The 21117-nt window shown below is 61.9% G+C and carries 20 protein-coding genes; 12 read left to right on the top strand and 8 right to left on the bottom strand.

Going from position 1 to position 21117, the window contains the following annotated elements; genetic code table 11:
• Position 1: 1 nt before the first annotated feature.
• Together sdhD and sdhC are read right to left on the bottom strand one after the other, a co-directional pair.
• Positions 2-370, bottom strand: a complete 369-nt coding sequence (gene sdhD / locus AC07T0_RS20230) for a succinate dehydrogenase, hydrophobic membrane anchor protein (RefSeq protein WP_103498762.1) — start codon at positions 368-370, stop codon at positions 2-4.
• A complete protein-coding gene (gene sdhC / locus AC07T0_RS20225; RefSeq protein ID WP_338523070.1) occupies positions 364-738 on the bottom strand; it encodes a succinate dehydrogenase, cytochrome b556 subunit in 375 nt (124 codons plus the stop codon). The genes sdhD and sdhC overlap by 7 nt, the downstream gene beginning before the upstream one ends.
• Positions 739-1101: 363 nt before the next feature.
• On the opposite strand from sdhC, the gene gltA reads away from it, so the two are divergent.
• Complete coding sequence (gene gltA / locus AC07T0_RS20220) at positions 1102-2391, top strand: citrate synthase (protein ID WP_191485189.1); 1290 nt, start codon at positions 1102-1104, stop codon at positions 2389-2391.
• A gap of 285 nt (positions 2392-2676) precedes the next feature.
• On the opposite strand, the gene AC07T0_RS20215 is transcribed toward gltA, so the two are convergent.
• The 3 genes from AC07T0_RS20215 to AC07T0_RS20205 all read right to left on the bottom strand — a co-directional run bounded on the left by AC07T0_RS20215 (position 2677) and on the right by AC07T0_RS20205 (position 5860).
• Positions 2677-4335 carry a cation acetate symporter gene (locus tag AC07T0_RS20215; protein ID WP_495002889.1) on the bottom strand — a complete coding sequence of 553 codons (1659 nt, stop codon included), beginning with the start codon at positions 4333-4335 and terminating at the stop codon, positions 2677-2679.
• Complete coding sequence (locus tag AC07T0_RS20210) at positions 4332-4643, bottom strand: DUF485 domain-containing protein (RefSeq protein ID WP_495002888.1); 312 nt, start codon at positions 4641-4643, stop codon at positions 4332-4334. The genes AC07T0_RS20215 and AC07T0_RS20210 overlap by 4 nt, the downstream gene beginning before the upstream one ends.
• 368 nt (positions 4644-5011) lie before the next feature.
• Positions 5012-5860 carry a glycine betaine ABC transporter substrate-binding protein gene (locus AC07T0_RS20205; protein WP_495002887.1) on the bottom strand — a complete coding sequence of 283 codons (849 nt, stop codon included), beginning with the start codon at positions 5858-5860 and terminating at the stop codon, positions 5012-5014.
• A 331-nt stretch (positions 5861-6191) separates the two neighbouring features.
• Between AC07T0_RS20205 and AC07T0_RS20200 the strand changes: the two genes are divergently transcribed.
• On the top strand, positions 6192-7742 hold the full coding sequence (locus AC07T0_RS20200; protein WP_495002886.1) for a glycoside hydrolase family 17 protein: 1551 nt from the start codon (positions 6192-6194) through the stop codon (positions 7740-7742).
• Positions 7743-7934: 192 nt separating this feature from the next.
• Here the strand turns inward: AC07T0_RS20200 and AC07T0_RS20195 are convergent, their stop codons facing one another.
• Positions 7935-8294 (bottom strand): hypothetical protein, encoded by a 360-nt coding sequence (locus AC07T0_RS20195; RefSeq protein ID WP_495002885.1) that lies wholly within the window; start codon positions 8292-8294, stop codon positions 7935-7937.
• Between the two features lie 236 nt (positions 8295-8530).
• Here AC07T0_RS20195 and AC07T0_RS20190 point away from each other — a divergent pair, with 236 nt between their 5' ends.
• The 3 genes from AC07T0_RS20190 to AC07T0_RS20180 all read left to right on the top strand — a co-directional run bounded on the left by AC07T0_RS20190 (position 8531) and on the right by AC07T0_RS20180 (position 11620).
• Positions 8531-9829, top strand: coding sequence for a serine/threonine protein kinase (locus AC07T0_RS20190; RefSeq protein ID WP_495002884.1), 1299 nt, complete (start codon positions 8531-8533; stop codon positions 9827-9829).
• The gene (locus AC07T0_RS20185) at positions 9822-10610 is read left to right on the top strand and encodes an MlaA family lipoprotein (RefSeq protein WP_495002883.1); all 789 of its coding nucleotides are present in this window, start codon (positions 9822-9824) and stop codon (positions 10608-10610) included. The genes AC07T0_RS20190 and AC07T0_RS20185 overlap by 8 nt, the downstream gene beginning before the upstream one ends.
• Before the next feature lie 188 nt (positions 10611-10798).
• The gene (locus AC07T0_RS20180) at positions 10799-11620 is read left to right on the top strand and encodes a Cof-type HAD-IIB family hydrolase (protein ID WP_495002882.1); all 822 of its coding nucleotides are present in this window, start codon (positions 10799-10801) and stop codon (positions 11618-11620) included.
• 126 nt (positions 11621-11746) lie between these two features.
• Here the strand turns inward: AC07T0_RS20180 and AC07T0_RS20175 are convergent, their stop codons facing one another.
• Positions 11747-12928, bottom strand: a complete 1182-nt coding sequence (locus AC07T0_RS20175; protein ID WP_495002881.1) for a patatin-like phospholipase family protein — start codon at positions 12926-12928, stop codon at positions 11747-11749.
• 71 nt (positions 12929-12999) lie between these two features.
• On the bottom strand, positions 13000-13932 hold the full coding sequence (locus tag AC07T0_RS20170) for a lipid A biosynthesis lauroyl acyltransferase (protein ID WP_495002880.1): 933 nt from the start codon (positions 13930-13932) through the stop codon (positions 13000-13002).
• A gap of 121 nt (positions 13933-14053) precedes the next feature.
• On the opposite strand from AC07T0_RS20170, the gene minC reads away from it, so the two are divergent.
• From minC to AC07T0_RS20135, 7 genes are all read left to right on the top strand, one after another.
• The gene (minC, locus tag AC07T0_RS20165; protein ID WP_495002879.1) at positions 14054-14791 is read left to right on the top strand and encodes a septum site-determining protein MinC; all 738 of its coding nucleotides are present in this window, start codon (positions 14054-14056) and stop codon (positions 14789-14791) included.
• A 203-nt stretch (positions 14792-14994) separates the two neighbouring features.
• The gene (gene minD / locus AC07T0_RS20160) at positions 14995-15807 is read left to right on the top strand and encodes a septum site-determining protein MinD (protein ID WP_495002878.1); all 813 of its coding nucleotides are present in this window, start codon (positions 14995-14997) and stop codon (positions 15805-15807) included.
• Between the two features lie 3 nt (positions 15808-15810).
• Positions 15811-16065, top strand: a complete 255-nt coding sequence (minE, locus tag AC07T0_RS20155) for a cell division topological specificity factor MinE (RefSeq protein WP_007898843.1) — start codon at positions 15811-15813, stop codon at positions 16063-16065.
• Between the two features lie 184 nt (positions 16066-16249).
• The gene (locus AC07T0_RS20150; protein ID WP_495002877.1) at positions 16250-16885 is read left to right on the top strand and encodes an RluA family pseudouridine synthase; all 636 of its coding nucleotides are present in this window, start codon (positions 16250-16252) and stop codon (positions 16883-16885) included.
• A 197-nt stretch (positions 16886-17082) separates the two neighbouring features.
• The gene (locus tag AC07T0_RS20145; protein ID WP_495002876.1) at positions 17083-18372 is read left to right on the top strand and encodes a M18 family aminopeptidase; all 1290 of its coding nucleotides are present in this window, start codon (positions 17083-17085) and stop codon (positions 18370-18372) included.
• Between the two features lie 202 nt (positions 18373-18574).
• Complete coding sequence (locus AC07T0_RS20140) at positions 18575-18751, top strand: hypothetical protein (protein WP_495002875.1); 177 nt, start codon at positions 18575-18577, stop codon at positions 18749-18751.
• Positions 18752-18814: 63 nt separating this feature from the next.
• Positions 18815-20986, top strand: coding sequence for a mechanosensitive ion channel family protein (locus tag AC07T0_RS20135; RefSeq protein WP_495002973.1), 2172 nt, complete (start codon positions 18815-18817; stop codon positions 20984-20986).
• Positions 20987-21117 lie beyond the last annotated feature (131 nt).

Genomic DNA, 21117 nt, shown 5'->3' with positions numbered 1-21117 from the left:
ATCAGATACCCCAGAGAATCTGCACACCCCAGACGAAGTACGCGAACATCGCAACGCCGCACACTGCCTGGAAAAGGAAACGCACTGCTGTCGCGGACTTGCCCAGCGCCATCGGCGTCAGGTAGTCGGTCGAAATGGTCCACATGCCGACCCAGGCGTGAGCGCCCAGGGCCACCAGGGCCAGCAGACTGAAGATGCGCATCCCGTTGTGGGCGAACAGGCCGTGCCACTGGGCGTAGCCCAGGCCAGGGTTCGCGACGACGTATCCGATCAGAAAAATGAAATAAGCCGCGAGAACGACGGCAGACACGCGCTGCGCCATCCAGTCGTAGAGGCCCGAACGCGATAGGTTCGTAACGCTGGTTACCATATCCAAACTCCCGCCAGAACGATCAGCACCACGGAAATGGCGATGACGATTTTCGAGCCCAGCTTGCCGCCTTCCAGCGTTTCACCGATGCCCATATCCATGATCAGATGGCGCACGCCAGCCACCATGTGATACAGCAAGGCGGACAGAAGCCCCCATCCAACGAACTTGGCCAGCGGGCTGGTCAAGCACGCCTTCACCTCGGCGAAACCTTCCTCCGAACCCAGGGATTTGCTCAATGCGTACAGCATGAAGCCCAGGCCGAGGAACAGGATGATGCCGGATACACGGTGAAGAAACGACGTAACGCCGGTTATGGGGAGTTTGATGGTCCTTAGGTCTAGGTTTACAGGTCGTTGGCTTTTCACGGCTTTTTTTTCACTGATGAGCCCTAACGATCAGGGCAAAGTTGTTGGGCAAGTGCACTGGTCAGGTACCCACCACCCAGGGAGTGACGACCCCCAGTAAAACAGGCCCAAAAGCCCCTGGCGGTCGGCTGCCGAGTATAGACAGTTAGGCTACTAATGACAACGCAAAGGACTACCCCTAATAGCGCATTGCGTTAGTAGGATAAAAGGCGTAAATAGCCGTCAATTTCGAGGAAAAGCTCCGCCCAAAGCCGCCTACGACAAGACTTTTGGCAAATTGACATTCAAATTTATCTCACTATAGTGGTGCGGGCCCTGCGTGGGGGGCCTGTCTGATGATTTCAAGCATAAATAGGAGGCCACATGGCTGACAAAAAAGCGCAGTTGATCATCGAGGGCGCAGCCCCCGTCGAGCTGCCCATTTTAACCGGCACCGTTGGTCCCGATGTAATCGACGTGCGGGGCCTGACGGCCACGGGCCGGTTCACATTCGACCCTGGCTTCATGTCGACCGCTTCCTGCGAGTCGAAGATCACCTATATCGACGGCGATAACGGCATTCTGCTGCACCGCGGCTACCCGATCGAGCAACTCGCCGAGAAATCGGACTACCTGGAAACCTGCTACCTGCTGCTCAACGGCGAACTGCCGACGGTCGAGCAGAAGGCCCAGTTCGTCAGCACCGTGAAGAATCACACCATGGTGCACGAGCAGTTGAAGACCTTCTTCAACGGCTTCCGTCGCGACGCCCACCCGATGGCCGTGATGTGCGGCGTGGTCGGTGCCCTGTCGGCGTTCTACCACGACTCGCTGGACATCAATAACGCCCAGCACCGCGAGATTTCCGCCATTCGCCTGGTCGCCAAGATGCCGACCCTGGCCGCGATGGTGTACAAGTACTCCATGGGCCAGCCCATGATGTACCCGCGCAACGACCTGTCGTACGCGGAAAACTTCCTGCACATGATGTTCAACACCCCGTGCGAGATCAAACCGATCAGCCCGGTGCTCGCCAAGGCCATGGACCGGATCTTCATCCTCCATGCCGACCACGAGCAGAACGCCTCGACCTCCACCGTGCGCCTGGCGGGCTCTTCGGGTGCCAACCCGTTCGCCTGTATCGCCGCCGGTATCGCCGCGCTCTGGGGCCCTGCCCATGGCGGCGCGAACGAAGCGGTCCTGACCATGCTCGATGAAATCGGCGATGTCTCGAACATCGACAAGTTCATCGCCAAGGCCAAGGACAAGAACGATCCGTTCAAGCTGATGGGCTTCGGTCACCGGGTCTACAAGAACCGCGACCCACGCGCCACCGTGATGAAGCAGACCTGCGACGAAGTCCTCCGAGAGCTGGGCATCAACAACGATCCGCAGCTGGAACTGGCCATGCGTCTCGAAGAGATCGCCCTGACCGATCCGTACTTCATCGAGCGCTCGCTGTACCCGAACGTCGACTTCTACTCGGGGATCATCCTCAAGGCGATCGGCATCCCGACCAGCATGTTCACCGTGATCTTCGCCCTGGCGCGGACCGTGGGCTGGATCTCCCACTGGAAGGAAATGCTCTCCAGCCCGTACAAGATTGGCCGTCCGCGTCAGCTGTACACCGGCTACGAGTCGCGTGACATCACCAAGCTGGAAGACCGCAAGTAACAGCGGCCTTGCAATAGCGTCTTGGCTACACCGGAAACGGCCTCTTGATAGAGGCCGTTTCTGTTTGTGGAGATCCAGCGGCTCAATGCCGGCCTTGTAGGAGCGAGCTTGCTCGCGATGGTAGCCGCCACACCGTGAAGCCCCAGATGCCCCGCGTTATCGTTAACGCCCATCGCGAGCAAGCTCGCGCCTACAAGGACCGAGACAACCCAACAAAAAATGCCCCGGTCTCTCGACCGGGGCATTTTCTTGCAACACAGCTTATCTATAAAGCGTATCCATCCCTCAGTGAGAAACCGCCCCGCTCGCCCCCAACCCAGTCTGCGAACGCACGAATTGCGGGAAGAACAGCGCCCGCTCGTTCTCGGCGGCCGTCGACTTGTCGGTGATGGAGAAGAACCAGATCCCGACGAACGCAATGGCCATCGAGAACAGCGCCGGATACTCATACGGGAAAATGGCTTTCTCGTGATGCATGATCTGCACCCAGATGGTTGGCCCCAGAACCATCAGCCCGACCGCACTGATCAAGCCCATCCAGCCGCCGATCATCGCCCCCCGGGTGGTCAGCTTCTTCCAGTACATGGAAAGCAGCAGCACCGGGAAGTTGCAACTGGCAGCAATGGAGAACGCCAGGCCAACCATGAACGCGATGTTCTGACTTTCGAAGAGGATACCCAGGACGATCGCCAACACGCCGAGGGCGATGGTGGTGATCTTCGAGACACGAATCTCATCCTTTTCGTTGGCCTTGCCCTTCTTGATCACGCTGGCATACAGGTCATGGGACACCGCCGAGGCACCGGCCAGGGTCAGACCAGACACCACCGCGAGGATGGTGGCAAAGGCCACCGCCGAGATAAAACCAAGGAAGATGTTGCCGCCCACCGCGTTGGCCAGGTGCACCGCCGCCATGTTGTTGCCACCGAGCAATGCGCCCGCCGCATCCTTGAACGCCGGATTGGTGCTGACCAGCAGGATCGCGCCAAAACCGATGATAAAGGTCAGGATATAGAAGTAACCGATGAAACCAGTGGCATACAACACGCTCTTGCGCGCTTCCTTGGCGTCGCTCACGGTGAAGAAACGCATCAGGATATGCGGCAGGCCGGCAGTACCGAACATCAGCGCCAGCCCCAGCGAGAAGGCCGAGACCGGATCCTTCACCAGACCACCGGGGCTCATGATCGCCTCACCCTTGGGGTGAACCTTGATCGCTTCGGAGAACAGGGTGTTGAAGTCGAAGTTGACATGCTTCATCACCATCAGCGCCATGAACGAGGCACCGGACAGCAACAGCACCGCCTTGATGATCTGCACCCAGGTGGTCGCCAACATGCCGCCAAACAGCACATAGAGGCACATCAGGATGCCCACCAGGATCACCGCCACGTAGTAGTCCAGGCCGAACAGCAGCTGGATCAGCTTGCCGGCGCCGACCATCTGGGCGATCAGGTAGAAGGACACCACCACCAGCGAACCGCAGGCCGACAGCGAGCGGATCTGGGTTTGCCCGAGGCGATAGGACGCCACATCGGCAAAGGTGTACTTGCCCAGGTTGCGCAGGCGCTCGGCAATCAGGAACAGGATGATCGGCCAGCCCACCAGGAAGCCGATCGAGTAGATCAGGCCGTCGTAGCCCGAGGCGTAGACCAGCGCGGAAATCCCCAGGAAGGACGCCGCCGACATATAGTCGCCAGCAATCGCCAGACCGTTCTGCAAACCGGTGATCTTGCCGCCCGCCGCGTAGTAGTCGGCGGCCGACTTGTTGCGCTTGGAGGCCCAGTAGGTGATGCACAGGGTTGCGCCGACGAACACCACGAACATCGCGATGGCCGCCACATTGAGAGGTTGCTTGTGCACTTCGCCGGTCAGGGCGTCAGCCGCCAGGACCAGGGGCGCGAAGGCCGAGCCAGCCAATACTGCCAATAGACGCCGGATCATTGTTGGGCCTCCTTGAGAATCGCGTTATTCAGGTCATCGAACTCGCCATTGGCGCGATGCACATAGATGGCCGTCAGGACGAACGCCGAAACGATCAGTCCGACACCCAACGGGATGCCCCAGGTAATGGAAGAGCCAGGACTGAGCTTGGCGCCCAGGATCTGTGGCCCATAGGCGATCAACAGAATGAAAGCCGAGTAAAGCCCGAGCATGATCGCCGAAAGTGTCCAGGCGAAGCGTTCTCGTTTCTTGACCAGCTCCTTGAAGCGGGGGCTGTTTTGAATCGAGAGGTAAATGCTGTCGTTCATTGTTTTTATCCTCGCAGCACAGATGAGTTGGAACATATTCCACTTTAGGCGGCTATCGAATGGATTCCAGACGACCTTAGTATTAGAACGACATTACGGTTTCGCCAGTTTTTGGCCGAATAAGCCCTGAAACCGCCAAAAAACCTGTAGGAGCTGGCTTGCCGGCGATGGCGTCCGCAAGACAATGCAAGATTTTCGGGCCTCATCGCCAACAAGCCGGCTCCCACAATGACCGAGTCGACCGTCATTGCACGTTCAGGGTCAAAACGCTATCGACCGGCAGGACGCCTCACCTGGCCTCAAGACGCAAAAAGGCCGCATGACGTGCAGTCATGCGGCCTTTTCGGGGTACTACGCGGGGAAGCGGGTTACTTGGTCCACTCGGCTACGCGGTCCGGGTGCTTGGCGACCCAGTCCTTGGCCGCGACGTCCGGCTTGGCGCCGTCCTGGACCGCCAGCATGACTTCGCCGATCTCATCCTTGGAGGCCCACTGGAATTTCTTCAGGAACGCCGCCACTTCCGGCGCCTTGGCTTCCAGGCCCTTGCTGCCGATGCTGTTGACGGTCTCAGCCGCGCCGTAGACGCCTTTCGGGTCGTCCAGGAACCGCAGCTTCCACTTGGCGAACATCCAGTGCGGCACCCAACCGGTGACGGCAATGGATTCGTGCTTCTCTTCGGCACGGGTCAATTCGGCGATCATCGCCGCGCCCGAACTGGCTTGCAGCTTGTAGTCCAGGCCGTAGTCCTTGATCGCCTGGTCGGTCTTGAGCATCACACCCGAACCGGCGTCGATACCGACAATCTTGTTCTTGTAGGTGGTGTCATCCTTCAGGTCGGCGATCGACTTGGCCGTGACGTACTCCGGTACGATCAGGCCGATCTTGGCATCCTTGAAGTTGGGGCCGTAGTCGACCACCTTGTCCTTGTTCTTGGCCCAGTATTCACCGTGGGTCACCGGCAGCCAGGCGGAGAGCATGGCATCGAGCTTGCCGGTGGCAACGCCCTGCCACATGATCCCGGTCGCCACAGCCTGCAGCTTCACGTCGTAACCCAACTTCTGCTTGATCACCTCGGCCGCCACGTTGGTGGTGGCAACGCTGTCGGACCAGCCATCGACATAACCGATGGTGATTTCCTTGCCAGCGGCACTCACCAGTGTGGAGCTGATCGCCAGCGCCAGAACGGCACCAGCGCCTAAGAGTCGTCGCATCTTCATCGTTACTTCCCCGAAATGCTGCACCCGACGACTGCCGGGCGACGTCAACGTATTGTTATAGCGCATGGCGCCCCCATCACGCCTCACCCGTAAACCCGTCCGATCATCAGCGGAGTTCTGACGCCCTGATCATCAACCCGACTCGCCCATCGACCTGCTCTGACAGCGACCTCAAGGCAACGAGAAACGACATCAGAACGCCATCAATCGGGGGCTTGAGAAATCCCCCTCGTTTATTGCGCTCGAACTTTGCATGACAAAATACTGCACGGGCCCAAGGCCTGGGGAAATCCGGGTAATATGCGCGGCTTTGTTCCCATACGGCCCGACCATGTCCGCCACTGCCCGTTTCCCGCTCCGCCCCTATTTGTTCGCTTGCCTGCTCGGGCTTCTTGCACTCTGCGGCTTCTGGTATGGCCTCGGCCAGCCGGTGCTGCTGCCCGATGCGGCGACGCCGACGCACAAGCTGCAATGCGCCTCCTATACCCCGTTCGCCAAGGACCAATCGCCGTTCGACCAACCGTTCAAGCCACGTCTTGAACGCATGGAGGCTGACCTGGCACTGCTGGCGACGAACTTCGAGTGCATTCGCACCTACTCCATGACCGGCCTCGAAGCCCTGCCGGACCTGGCACGCAAGCACGGTTTGAAGATGATGATCGGCGCCTGGGTCAGCAGCGATCCCGTGGCCACTGAACAGGAAGTCGATGCCCTGATCGCCTCGGCCAACGCCAACCCCGACGTGGTCAGCGCGGTGATCGTCGGCAACGAAGCCTTGCTGCGCAAGGAAGTGACCGGCGACCAACTGGTCAAGCTGATCCAGAAGGTCAAGGCCCAGGTGAAGCAGCCGGTCACCTATGCCGACGTCTGGGTGTTCTGGCTCGAGCATCCACAGATCGCCCCCGCCGTGGACTTCCTGACCATTCACCTGCTGCCGTACTGGGAAGACGAACCCTCCAGCATCGACCGCGCGCTCGAACATGTCGCCCAGGTCCGCGAGGTGTTCGGCAAGCAGTTCGCGCCCAAGGACATCCTGATCGGCGAAACCGGCTGGCCGAGCGAAGGCCGCCAGCGCGAAACCGCCCTGCCGAGCCGGGTCAACGAAGCCCGCTTCATTCGTGGTTTTGTCACCCTGGCCGAGCAGAACGGCTGGCACTACAACCTGATCGAGGCCTTCGACCAGCCGTGGAAACGCGGTAGCGAAGGCGCTGTCGGCGGTTACTGGGGCCTGTTCGATGCCGATCGCCAGGACAAGGGGGTGTTGGCCGGTGCGGTTTCGAACTTGCCGCATTGGCCGCAGTGGCTGGGGTTCGGTGGGCTGATTTTCCTCGGCACCTTGCTGATCGCCGGACGGGTCCGCAGCACGCGGGCGGCGCTGCTGCTACCGCTGTTGGGAGCACTGGCGGGTTGTTCCATCGGTGCCTGGGGCGAGTTGGCGCGGGTGACCAGCCGGTTTCCCGGCGAGTGGATCTGGGCCGCCCTGCTGCTGGCGCTGAACCTGTTGGTGCTGGCCCATGCCACGTTGACCCTCGGCAGCCAGGCCGGCGGGCGGGCGGGCCTGTGCAAATGGCTGGAACAACGCGCCGGCTGGTTGCTGGCGGGCGCCGGCTTTGCCGCGGCGGTGATGATGCTGGAGCTGGTGTTCGATCCACGCTACCGCAGCTTCCCGAGCGCGGCCTTGCTGTTGCCGGCGCTGGTATTCCTGGTGCGGCCGGTCCGTGGTCCGCGTCGGGAGCTCGGTCTGCTGGCGCTGATCATCGGCGCCGGCATTGCCCCGCAGCTGTATCGCGAGGGCCTGGCCAACCAGCAGGCCTGGGGCTGGGCGTTGGTCAACGGGCTGATGGTGGCCGCCCTGTGGCGCAGCATGCGGGTTTGTAAATAACCGGAAAGCCTTGCTTCAGGGCTCGACGCTATTGCGCGCTGAAACACCACCCTGTGGGAGCCGGCTTGCCGGCGATGAGGCCCGCAAGCCTTGCACTGCCCATAAGGACGCCATCGCCAGCAAGCCGGCTTCCACAATGACCGTGTTGAGCGTAACGATGAGACAAAGGTCAAGACGGTCTCTACCGCGCCATCAAGCCGCCCGCACCAACCGCAACCCCGCAATCACCAACGCAAACACCGCCAGGCTGGTGTTGTACAACGCCAGCGCCGGAAATCCGGCCAGCAGCGCCAATACCGCCAAGCCTCGGCCCAAACGCCCCGGCGCGACAAACGCCAGCAGCGCCGCGACCAACGCCGTCCAGCCCAGCGCCTTGAAGTGGATCAACCAGCCCAGGCTGGAACGCGCCTGGCACTGCCAACGCAATGCCTCATCCACGCACACCCCGACCCACTGCCCGTCCTCCATCAACCCGTAGCGCACGCCATAACTGGCAGCCAGCCACAACGGCAGGAGAATAAGCAGCAGGACCAGCGGCAAACGGCGAGACATGGACAACTCCGATAAGCGAAAACGGCGACCAGCATAATCGCCACAACCACCTATGCAAGCGTTCGCCACACTTAACTGCTCGGCAAACTGCGGCAAAGTGTATCGTTGCCAAGGAAATATCCCTGGCAACCCCGTCTAAAATGCTTTTTTAGTGTCGGAACATGGCACTTCGGCAGTACCCCGGTGGTCATAGCCTGCGAACCTCATTCAGTGCTTTCCTTCAAAGGGATGTAGTCATGCTCCGTTCTCTACGCCTCGCTGCCTTTATCGGCGGTCTCATTTTGAGTGCGTCCGCCCTGGCAGTCGATGTCGACGCCGCCAGCTATGGCTACCCGTTGACCAACCCATTCGAAGCGACCATCGCCACCACGCCACCGGCCCTGCGTCCAACACTGCCCGATGACGACGACATCCACCAAGCCGACTACAACCTCAAGCTGCGCCCCGAACGCGACTTCATCCTCCCAGACAATTTCTGGGCGGTAAAAAAACTCACCTACCGCCTGGCCCGGCAGGATCACCCGGCGCCGCTGATCTTCCTGATCTCCGGCACCGGCGCACGCTATGACAGCAGCATCAACGAATACCTGAAGAAGCTCTATTACCAGGCCGGCTACCACGTCGTGCAGTTGTCGTCGCCCACCAGCTTCGACTTCATGAGCGCCGCCTCGCGCTTCGCCACCCCCGGCATCAGCCAGGAAGACGCCGAGGACATGTACCGGGTCATGCAGGCGGTGCGTGCCCAGCAACCGAAATTGCCGGTGACCGAGTACTACCTCACCGGCTACAGCCTCGGCGCCCTCGACGCGGCCTTTGTCAGCAAACTGGATGAAACCCGGCGCAGCTTCAACTTCAAGAAAGTCCTGCTGCTCAATCCGCCGGTCAACCTCTACACCTCGGTCACCAACCTGGACAAGCTGGTCCAGACCGAGGTCAAGGGCATCACCAATACCACCTCCTTCTATGAACTGGTGCTGGCCAAGCTGACCCGTTACTTCCAGCAGAAGGGCTACATCGACCTCAACGACGCCCTGCTCTACGACTTCCAACACTCCAAGCAACATCTGAGCAACGAACAGATGGCCATGCTGATCGGCACCACCTTCCGCTTTTCGGCGGCGGACATCGCCTTCACCTCGGACCTGATCAACCGCCGCGGCCTGATCACCCCACCGAAGTACCCGATCAGCGAAGGCACCAGCCTTACGCCAATGTTCAAGCGTGCCCTGCAATGCGATTTCGACTGCTACCTGACCGAGCAGGTGATTCCGATGTGGCGGGCCCGCAGCGACGGCGGCAGCCTGCTGCAACTGATCGACCAGGTCAGCCTCTACGCGCTCAAGGACTACCTGCACGACAGCCCGAAAATCGCCGTGATGCACAACGCCGACGACGTCATCCTCGGCCCTGGCGACCTCGGTTTCCTGCGCAGCACCTTTGGCAATCGCCTGACGGTCTACCCCCATGGCGGCCACTGCGGCAACCTCAATTACCGCGTCAACGCCGACGCCATGCTGGAGTTCTTCCGTGGCTAAATCTCTTTTGTTGCTCGCCGCCTTGCTCTGCGCAACCCCTGCCCTGGCCGACAACAGCAAAGCCCACGACTCCGTGGTGCCGGACGCGGACGGCTTCACCGAACCGTTGAAAAAGCTCAAGTTCAACCCGGGCCTGGACCAGCGTGAATTCGAACGCTCGACCCTCAACGCCCTGAGTGTCTACGACCCGTTGGAGTCCTGGAACCGCCGGGTCTACCACTTCAACTACCGCTTCGACGAATGGGTGTTTCTGCCAGCGGTCGATGGTTACCGCTACGTCACGCCAACCTTCCTGCGCGAGGGCGTGAGCCACTTCTTCAGTAACCTGGGAGATGTTTCCAACCTGCTCAACAGCCTGTTCCAGTTCAAGGGCAAGCGGGCACTGGAAACCACCGGGCGCCTGTTGCTCAACACCACCATCGGCGTCGCCGGCCTGTGGGATCCAGCGACCAGGATGGGCCTGCCACGGCAGACCGAAGACTTCGGCCAGACCCTCGGTTTCTATGGCGTGCCGGGCGGGGCGTACCTGGTGCTGCCGTTCTTCGGACCGTCGAACCTGCGCGATACCGGTGGCCTGGTATTCGACTTCGCCGCCGAATCACAGATCAACTTCCTCAATGTTTCGCAGGTCAGCTCGGACCATCCGGAAATCTATCTGCTGGAGGCCATCGACAAGCGCTACACCACCAGCTTCCGTTATGGCCAGTTGAACTCGCCGTTCGAATACGAGAAAGTCCGCTACGTGTACACCGAGGCGCGCAAGTTGCAGATCGCCGAATAAGCCCGGAGATTATCGGGACGGCGTGCATCTCCCCCTGTAGGAGCCAGCTTGCTGGCGATGGTGGCCGAGGCACCGCGGGGCGTCAGGTTTGTCGGGTTATCGTTGACGACCATCGCCAGCAAGCTGGCGCCTACAGGGACGCGGTGCTCTCGGGATTGTCGATAAACAGGCTCAACAAGGACTCAAGCATGTACCAGCTGATCGCTACCGACCTGGACGGCACCCTGCTGTTACCGAACGACCGCATCGGCGACTATTCGCATGGGGTGCTCCAGCGTCTGCTGAAGGCCGGCAAGCACGTGGTCATCGCCACCGGGCGCAGCCAGCCCGATGTCGAGGCGATCCTGCGGCCCTATGGTTTGCCGGTTCACCTGATCACCGCCAACGGCGCGCGGATCAGCAGTGCCTGCAAGACCTTCGACACCAGCGAGCACCTGCCACCGCAGGTCGTGCGGACACTGCTGGACGCCACCCGCCACGACCCGAAGCTGGTGACCAACCTGTATTGCCAATCCCGCTGGTTCACCAACGCCGATAGCCAGCAACTGAAGCAGTTCAAGCAGAACCTGGGCTTCCCGCCCACGGTCGCGGGGATCGACGAGTTCCCGATCGAGGTGGTGGAGAAGATCTTCTTTATCCACCAGGACCACGACCACGAAGCCCTGGCGAGTCTCGATGAACAGCTCAAGGCCCGGGTCGGCGATCAGGTGCACAGCACCTTTTCCTCGCCCTGGTGCCTGGAAATGATGGCCGCCAGCGTATCCAAGGGCAGTGCCCTGAAGAAACTCGCGGATTTCCTGCAAGTGCCGCTGAGCCAATGCATCGCGTTCGGCGACGGGATGAACGATGTCGAGATGCTCTCGAGCATCGGCAAGGGCCTGGTGATGGGGACGGCTCACGCCAAGGTGTTCCAGGCCCTGCCGGGGCATGAAACCCTGGGCAGTTGCAGCGAGGAGTCGGTGGCCCGCTATCTGGCGGCGAATCTGCTGCCGGCCCAAGACACAGACTGAACACGGTCCCTTGTAGGAGCCAGCTTGCTGACGATGGCGTCCACCTGGACGCCACAAGACTCAAGGGCCCCATCGCTGCGATGCGGCGTCTCGACAAGCCAGCTCCACAAGGATTGTGTGGTGTTCTCAGGTCAGCGCCGACGCCGTCTGCGCCAGCAGCGAAACCTGCGGCAACCCCAAGAACCGGCACAGCTCCTCGCGCTTGGCCAGCGCATCGCGACGCCCCAGCTCGATCAGTTCGCTGCAATAAGACGCCTCGAACAACAGGTAACTCAACACCCCCGCGCCACTGGTCCGGGTCGCCCCCGGCCCACGCAGGAAAAAGCGCAACGCCGCCGGCAATTCATGCCGATGGCGTGCGGCGATTTCATCGATCGGCTGACTCGGCGCGATCACCAGCACATCCACCGGCGCCAAGCCCAAGCTACTCGGTTGGGGCGGCAACAGCCGGCTGAACTGATTCAAGCGCTGCAACAACTCAATATCGCTTTCCAGGCTGTCGATGAAGGTGCTGTTGAGCATATGCCCACCGATCTGCGCCAGACTCGGCTGCTGCCCGCTATAAGTCCGCTCGGTGGCGGTGTCGACACCCCGCGGGTTGCCGCTGACCCCCACCACCAACACCCGGGTCGCCCCCAGATGCAACGCCGGACTGATCGGCGCCGACTGGCGCACCGCACCGTCACCGAAATACTCCTGGCCGAGCTTGACCGGAGCAAACAGCAGCGGTATCGCCGAACTGGCCAGCAAATGCTCGACGCTCAACCGGGTCGGCACACCGACCCGCCGATGGCGCAACCAGGAGTCAATGGCGCCCTTCCCCTGATAGAAGGTCACCGCCTGGCCGGACTCATAGCCAAACGCGGTGATTGCCACGGCGTGCAAACGCTGTTGCTCGATGGCATGGTCGATACCCGGCAGGTGCAACTTGTCATTGAGCAGATCGCGCAAGGGTGAACTGTCGAGCAGCGCCACCGGGACCTGCGTGCCCAGGCCCAGCAGGCTGTGGCCGACAAAACGGCTGGCCTGGCGGATCACTCCCGGCCAGTCGCTGCGCAACACCAGGTGGCTGCGAAAGCCCTGCCAGAACGCGGTCAGGCGTTCGATCGCCGCGGTAAAGTCCATCGCCCCGCTGGCCAGGCTGACCGCATTGATCGCGCCGGCCGACGTGCCGACGATCACTGGAAATGGATTGACTGCTCCCGGCGGCAACAGCTCGGCAATCGCCGCCAGCACCCCCACCTGATAGGCCGCGCGCGCGCCCCCTCCGGAGAGAATCAGACCGGTGACCGGTTCAGCTGGGCTCATCGCGACACTCCGTCAATCAGGAAACTTCCTGATACACCACCCCCGGTCCCCGCCGCAACACCCGGGCAGGTTTATCGGCGCTTTTCGTAGAGCTTGGGTTCACCCGGCGGTCGGCTCTTGAAGCGGCGATGAGCCCAGAGGTACTGCTCCGGGCATTGGCGTAGAACCACCTCGACCCACTGGTTGATCCGCAGGCAGTCGACCTCTTCGGTTTCCCCCGGGAAGTCCCTCAGCGGTGGATGAATCACCAGCCGATAGCCACGGCCGTCGGCCAGGCGCTCCTGGGTAAAGGGTACCACCAGCGCCTTGCCCAGGCGGGCGAACTTGCTGGTGGCGGTGACCGTCGCCGCCGGGATGCCGAACAACGGCACGAACACACTCTGCTTGATCCCGTAGTCCTGGTCCGGCGCGTACCAGATCGCCCGACCGGCGCGCAGTAACTTGAGCATGCCGCGCACGTCATCGCGCTCGACCGCCAGGGAATCCAGGTTGTGCCGCTCGCGGCCACGGCGCTGGATAAAATCGAACAGCGCATTGCTGTGCTCACGGTACATACCGTCGATGGTGTGCCGCTGGCCGAGCAAGGCCGCACCGATTTCCAGGGTGGTGAAATGCAGGGCCATCAGGATCACGCCCTTGCCTTCGCGCTGGGCCTGTTGCAGATGTTCAAGGCCTTCGATATGGGCCAGGCGCGCCAGGCGCGGCTTGGGCCACCACCAACTCATGGCCATTTCGAAGAAGGCGATCCCGGTGGAGGCGAGATTCTTGCGTAGCAGTTGGTCACGCTCGGCGTCGGACAATGCCGGAAAACACAATTGCAGATTGCGCGCGGCAATCGTCCGTCGGTCGGCGGACACCCGGTACATCACCGCACCGAGCAAACGCCCGAGTGACAGCAAGCAGCCGTAGGGCAACTGGACAATCAGCCACAGCAAACCCAACCCCAGCCATAGCAGCCAGTAACGGGGATGAAGAAAAGCAGCTCGAAAACGCGGGCGATCCATGGGTGATTCCGGACAGACAACAGGGCCGCGCATTCTACAACGGTTCGCGGCGGCTTGCGGCCTGAGGGCGTTCTCGTTATAAGTCTCGGCACTTTTAGTGACAAGCTGCGTTATGCCGACCATGAGCCAAACCGAACTGCTAGACCAGGATCCCGTGTTCCAGCTGAAGGGCAGCATGCTCGCCATCACGGTGCTGGAACTGGCGCAGAACAACCTCGACGCCCTCGATCGGCAACTGGCGGCCAAGGTCGCCCAGGCCCCGAACTTCTTCAGCAACACCCCGCTGGTACTGGCGCTGGACAAACTGCCGGACGGCCAGGGACCGATCGACCTGCCCGGGCTGATGCGCGTCTGCCGTCAACACGGCCTGCGCACCCTGGCGATCCGCGCCAACCGTATCGAAGACATTGCCGCCGCGATTGCCATTGACCTGCCGGTGCTGCCACCGTCCGGCGCCCGCGAACGGCCGGTCGACCCGACGGAAGGTCTGGAAAAGAAAGCGCCGGAAAAACCACCCGAGCCGACCATCAAACCGACGAAAATCATCACCTCGCCCGTACGCGGTGGCCAGCAGGTCTACGCCCAGGGCGGCGACCTGGTGGTCATCGCTTCCGTCAGCCCCGGCGCGGAACTTCTGGCCGATGGCAACATCCATGTTTATGGCCCCATGCGCGGTCGCGCCCTGGCCGGCATCAAGGGGGACACCAAGGCGCGGATTTTCTGCCAGCAACTGAGCGCCGAGCTGATCTCGATCGCCGGCCAGTACAAGGTCTCCGAAGATTTGCGCCGCGATCCATTGTGGGGCGCCGGTGTTCAAGTCAGCTTGTCCGGCGACGTGTTGAACATCATCCGGCTTTAACGGATACTTGCCGCCATTTCCAAAATGTCGCCTTCTCGTAGCGAAAACAGCTCGAATGGTGTGGGAAATCGCGAAAGGTAAGAAAAACCCGAGGTACTTCAGACTTTTCCTCGATTCCCAACCGACGCTACACGACTACAGTTATTTTTTTAGTGACGTTCTTCAGGGGCTGAAAGTCCTTTATTCCTTAGGGGTGATACACCTTGGCCAAGATTCTCGTGGTTACATCCGGCAAGGGTGGTGTGGGTAAGACCACCACCAGCGCCGCCATCGGTACCGGCCTCGCGCTGCGGGGCCACAAGACAGTGATCGTCGACTTCGACGTCGGCCTGCGTAACCTCGACCTGATCATGGGCTGTGAGCGTCGCGTGGTGTATGACTTCGTCAACGTTGTCCAGGGCGAAGCCAACCTGCAGCAAGCCCTGATCAAGGACAAGCGCCTGGAAAACCTCTACGTGCTGGCCGCCAGCCAGACCCGGGACAAGGACGCGCTGACCAAGGAAGGCGTGGAAAAAGTCCTGATGGCGCTCAAGGCGGACTTCGAGTTCGTCGTCTGCGACTCCCCGGCGGGTATCGAAACCGGTGCCCACCTGGCCATGTACTTCGCCGACGAAGCCATCGTCGTGACCAACCCCGAAGTGTCCTCGGTACGTGACTCCGACCGTATGCTCGGCCTGCTGGCGAGCAAGTCGCGCCGCGCCGAGAACAACGAAGAGCCGATCAAGGAACACCTGCTGCTGACCCGCTACAACCCCGCGCGCGTCAGCAACGGCGAGATGCTCGGCGTCGAAGACGTCAAGGAAATCCTCGCGGTGACCCTGCTCGGCGTGATCCCCGAATCCCAGGCGGTGCTCAAGGCCTCCAACCAGGGCGTGCCGGTGATTCTCGATGACCAGAGCGATGCGGGCCAGGCCTACAGCGACGCGGTCGACCGTCTGCTGGGCAAGACCGTGGAACATCGTTTTCTCGATGTGAAGAAGAAAGGACTCTTCGAGCGCCTGTTTGGAGGCAACTAAGCAATGAACCTTTTTGACTTCTTTCGTGCCAGCAAAAAAGTAAGCACCGCGTCGGTCGCGAAAGAGCGTCTGCAGATCATCGTGGCGCACGAACGCGGCCAACGCAGCACCCCGGATTACCTGCCGGCCTTGCAGAAGGAACTGGTGGAAGTGATCCGCAAGTACGTCAATATCGGATCCGACGACGTACACGTGGCGCTGGAAAACCAGGGCAGCTGCTCGATCCTGGAACTCAATATCACCCTGCCCGATCGTTGATCGATCCGGCCGGAGCCACGGCGGCCCGGAGCCTGTGCTTTTTGTAGGAGCAGAGCTTGCTCGCGAAAGCGATCAATCAGTCGACACTTGAGTCGGCTGTGAAATCCATTCGCGAGCAAGCTCTGCTCCTACAGGAAGGCGCGGGGTGCGGGCCGCCGTTGGCGTTTGTTACGAGACTGTTTTAATGCCGCTGTCCAATATCCGCATCCTCCATCAGGACGCCGCCGTACTGGTGGTGGACAAACCGACCCTGTTGCTCTCCGTCCCCGGCCGGGCTGATGACAACAAGGACTGCCTGATTACCCGTCTGCAGGAAAACGGCTACCCCGAAGCCCGGATCGTCCACCGGCTGGACTGGGAAACCTCCGGGATCATCCTGCTGGCCCGCGACCCGGATAGCCATCGCGAACTGTCGCGACAGTTCCACGACCGGGAAACCGAAAAGGCCTACACCGCACTCTGCTGGGGCCAACCGGAGTTGGACAGCGGCAGCATCGACCTGCCCCTGCGCTACGACCCGCCGACCAAGCCACGCCACGTGGTCGACCACGAGTTCGGCAAACACGCGCTGACCTTCTGGAAAGTCCTGGAGCGTTGCGGCGACTGGTGCAGGGTGGAACTGACCCCGATCACCGGGCGTTCACACCAGTTGCGGGTGCATATGCTGTCCATCGGTCACCCGTTGCTCGGCGATGGCCTGTACGCCCATCCTCAGGCGCTGGCCGCCTGGCCCCGGCTGTGCCTGCATGCGAGCATGCTGAGCTTCACCCACCCGCAAAGCGGCGAACGCCTGCGCTTCGAGTGCCCGGCCCCGTTCTGAGACACTGGGAGTGGCATCGGGGCAAGTCCTGCTTCGGCAACCCGGCACAAACTCCCGGCATTGCCCCGGCCTCTGTAGGAGCTGGCTTGCCGGCGATGGGGCCCGTGAGAACAATGCACACCTCAAGGCCCTCATCGCCGACAAGCTGGCTCCTACAAGATACGGTAAACTCCTGACACTGCTGTCTGGAGCTACTTATGCGCGAAGAGTTGAACCAAGGCCTGATCGACTTCCTCAAGGCCTCCCCCACCCCGTTCCATGCCACTTCCAGCCTGGTTCAGCGCCTGGAAGCGGCGGGTTACCAGCGTCTCGACGAGCGCGAGACCTGGCACACCGAGGCCAACGGTCGCTACTACGTCACCCGCAATGACTCTTCGATTATCGCCATCAAGCTCGGCCGTGCCTCGCCGTTGCTGGGCGGCATCCGCCTGGTCGGCGCCCACACCGACAGCCCGTGCCTGCGGGTCAAGCCGCAACCGGAGCTGCAACGCCAGGGCTTCTGGCAACTGGGGGTCGAAGTCTACGGCGGCGCCCTGCTCGCCCCCTGGTTCGACCGCGACCTGTCGCTGGCCGGGCGCGTGACCTTCCGCCGCGACGGCAAGGTCGAAAGCCAACTGATCGACTTCAAGCTGCCCATCGCCACCATCCCCAACCTGGCGATCCACCTCAACCGCGAGGCCAACCAGGGCTGGGCGATCAATGCGCAGAACGAGCTGCCGCCGATCCTGGCCCAGTTCGCCGGTGACGAACGGGTCGACTTCCGCGCCGTACTGACCGAACAACTGGCTCGCGAACACGGCCTGAATGCCGATGTGGTGCTCGATTACGAGCTGAGCTTCTACGACACCCAGGCCGCCGCGGTCATCGGCCTGAACGGCGACTTTATCGCCGGCGCGCGCCTGGACAACCTGCTGTCCTGCTACGCCGGCCTGCAAGCGCTGCTCAGCGCCGACAGCGAGGAAACCTGCGTGCTGGTCTGCAACGACCACGAAGAGGTCGGTTCCTGCTCCGCCTGCGGCGCCGACGGCCCGATGCTGGAACAGACCCTGCGCCGCCTGCTGCCGGAAGGTGATGAGTTCGTACGGACCATCCAGAAATCCCTGCTGGTTTCGGCGGACAATGCCCACGGCGTGCATCCCAACTATGCCGACAAGCACGACGCCAACCATGGCCCCAAGCTCAATGCCGGTCCGGTGATCAAGGTCAACAGCAACCAGCGCTACGCCACCAACAGCGAAACCGCCGGGTTCTTCCGCCACCTGTGCATGGCCGAGGAAGTGCCGGTGCAAAGCTTCGTGGTGCGCAGCGACATGGGCTGTGGCTCGACCATCGGCCCGATCACCGCCAGCCACCTGGGGGTGCGTACGGTGGATATCGGCCTGCCGACCTTCGCCATGCACTCGATCCGCGAGTTGGCCGGCAGCCACGACCTGGCGCATCTGGTGAAAGTGTTGAGCGCGTTCTACGCCAGCCGCGAGCTGCCATAGGACCTGAAAACAACACAACACCTGTGTAGGAGCTGGCTTGCCAGCGATGAGGCCCTTGAAGCTTGCATCGTTCTTGAAGGCCTCATCGCCGGCAAGCCGGCTCCCACAGTTTTAAACGTCGTCAATCCTCCCTGCTACACATCGACCCCACCCCCGCCAATCCGACCTAGACTCAAGGTATCCCCCCGACCAGGTCGTCGTCATGATCACACCCTTCGCTTTCCACACCATGCTCATTCCCATCGTGGGCGGTATGTTGATGTTGGCCATCGGCTTCAACTTTCGCGAGCGCAACGCCGGGGTCCTGCTGATCTGGGTCGGCATGCTGTTCATCCTCGGCACCGTGGTCTACAAGATCCTCGCCCAACTGAGCGATTAAATGCATTGCCCCCAAGCCTGACGTACACTTCGTCGACCCGTATTGTCCATGGTTGACTGCCCAGTGTTTGCCCGTCTCCTCGCCTTGCCTGCCGTTTTCTTCATCTGTCTGCTGACCCTCCTGCCGCTGCTCAGCGCCAATGCGGCCGGCCTGCCGAGCCTGCTGGCCAGCGCGGAAAAAACCCAGCCGGCCCCCAGCGAGCCCCTGGCGCAATCGCTGGATGAAGTGATCAAGAACCTGGAAAACGACCAGCAACGCGCCAAGCTGCTCAGCGACCTGAAGAAGCTGCGCGACAGCACCAAAAAAGCCCAACCGGCCACCGAGGAAGGCGTGCTGGGGCTGATCGGCAGTACCCTCGCCGGCTTCGAAAAACAGTTTTCCGGGGACGACAGCCCGATCAATCGCTGGTCGGAAGAATTCGACCTGGCCAAGGGCGAACTGCTGGACCTGATGCTACCGGCCAGCGAGTGGGTGCCAATGGTCTTGGCCTTCGCCCTGATCCTGGCGCTCTGGAGTTTCCTTGCCTGGGCCATGATCTGGCTCGGACGCCAAGTGCGCCTGCGCTTCGGCCTCAGCGAAGAGCTGCCACAACACCCGCGTACCGTCGACCTGCTGCGTTTCGCCCTGCGCAAGCTCGGGCCCTGGCTGATCGCCCTGATCATCACCGTGTACATGAGCTACGCCCTGCCCTCGTCCCTGGGCAAGAACCTGGCGATGGTGCTGGCCTATGCCCTGGTGGTCGGCACCTGCTTCTCGGCCATCTGCGTGATCGCCTTCTCCGTGCTCGACGGCCAGCATCGCCATCAGGCCCTGTACATCCTGCGGCGCCAAGCCTTCCGACCGCTGTGGCTGATCGGCAGTTTCGCCGCCTTTGGCGAGGCCCTCAGCGACCCACGGATGATCGCCGGCCTCGGCAGCCACCTGGCGCACACCGCCGCGACCTTTGCCAATGTCATGGCGGCGCTGTCCAGCGGCCTATTCATCCTGCGCTTCCGTCGCCCCGTCGCCCACCTGATCCGCAACCAGCCGCTGTCCCGGCGCCTGAACCGCCGCGCCCTGAGCGACACCCTGGCGATCCTCGGCACCTTCTGGTTCGTCCCGGCGCTGATCCTGGTGGCGATCTCGCTGTTCGCCACCTTCATCTCCGCCGGCGATACCAGCACCGCCCTGCGCCAGTCGCTGATCTGCACCGTGCTGGTGGTGTTGTGCATGGTGCTCAACGGACTGGTACGCCGTCACGCCCTCAAGCCCCACCGTGGGCACAAGCGCCACGCCCTATACTCCGAGCGCCTGACCAATTTCGGCTACACCCTGGTGCACCTGGCGGTGTGGCTGGTGTTTATCGAACTGGGTCTGCGGGTCTGGGGTATGTCGCTGATCCGCTTCACCGAGGGCGAGGGCCATGAGGTCAGCGTCAAGCTGTTCAGCCTCGGCGGCACGCTGATCTTCGCCTGGCTGGTGTGGATTCTCAGCGACACCGCCGTGCACCACGCCCTGACCCGCTCGCGCAAAGGCCTGGCGAATGCCCGGGCACAGACCATGATGCCGCTGATCCGCAACGTGCTGTTCGTGGCGATCTTCATCATCGCGCTGATCGTCGCCCTGGCGAACATGGGCATGAACGTCACGCCCCTGCTGGCCGGTGCCGGTGTGATCGGTTTGGCCATCGGTTTCGGTGCGCAGTCGCTGGTGGCGGACCTGATCACCGGCCTGTTCATCATCATCGAGGATTCGCTGGCCATCGACGACTACGTCGACGTCGGCGGCCACCTCGGCACGGTGGAAGGCCTGACCATCCGCACGGTGCGGTTGCGGGATATCGACGGCATCGTCCATACCATTCCGTTCAGCGAGATCAAGAGCATCAAGAACTACTCGCGGGAGTTCGGCTACGCGATCTTCCGGGTGGCGATCCCGTTCAACATGCCGATCGACAATGCGATCAAGCTGATGCGCGATGTTGGCCAGAAGATGCGCACCGACCCGCTGCAACGGCGCAATATCTGGTCGCCGCTGGAGATCCAGGGGGTGGAGAGTTTCGAGTCCGGCAGCGCGATCCTGCGTGCTCGGTTCAAGACCGCGCCGATCAAGCAGTGGGAGGTTTCCCGCGCCTTCAACCTGGCGCTCAAGCGCACCATGGACGAGGCCGGGCTGGATCTGGCGACGCCGCGGTTGAGTGTGCAGGTGGTGACGGCGGGCGGCGGTCCGGAAACGGAATCCACGCCGAAATCCTGAGACTGCCACAGCAATCTTGAGTGCTCAGCTGAAATCCTGAGCACACCACTGAACCTGTGGGAGCGGGGGGGGGGGGGGGGGGGGGGGGGGGGGGGGGGGGGGGGGGGGGGGGGGGGGGGGGGGGGCGGGAG

This window comes from Pseudomonas sp. GW821-FHT04D07, assembly GCF_059420225.1.
This window is presented reverse-complemented; position numbering and strand designations above follow the sequence as displayed.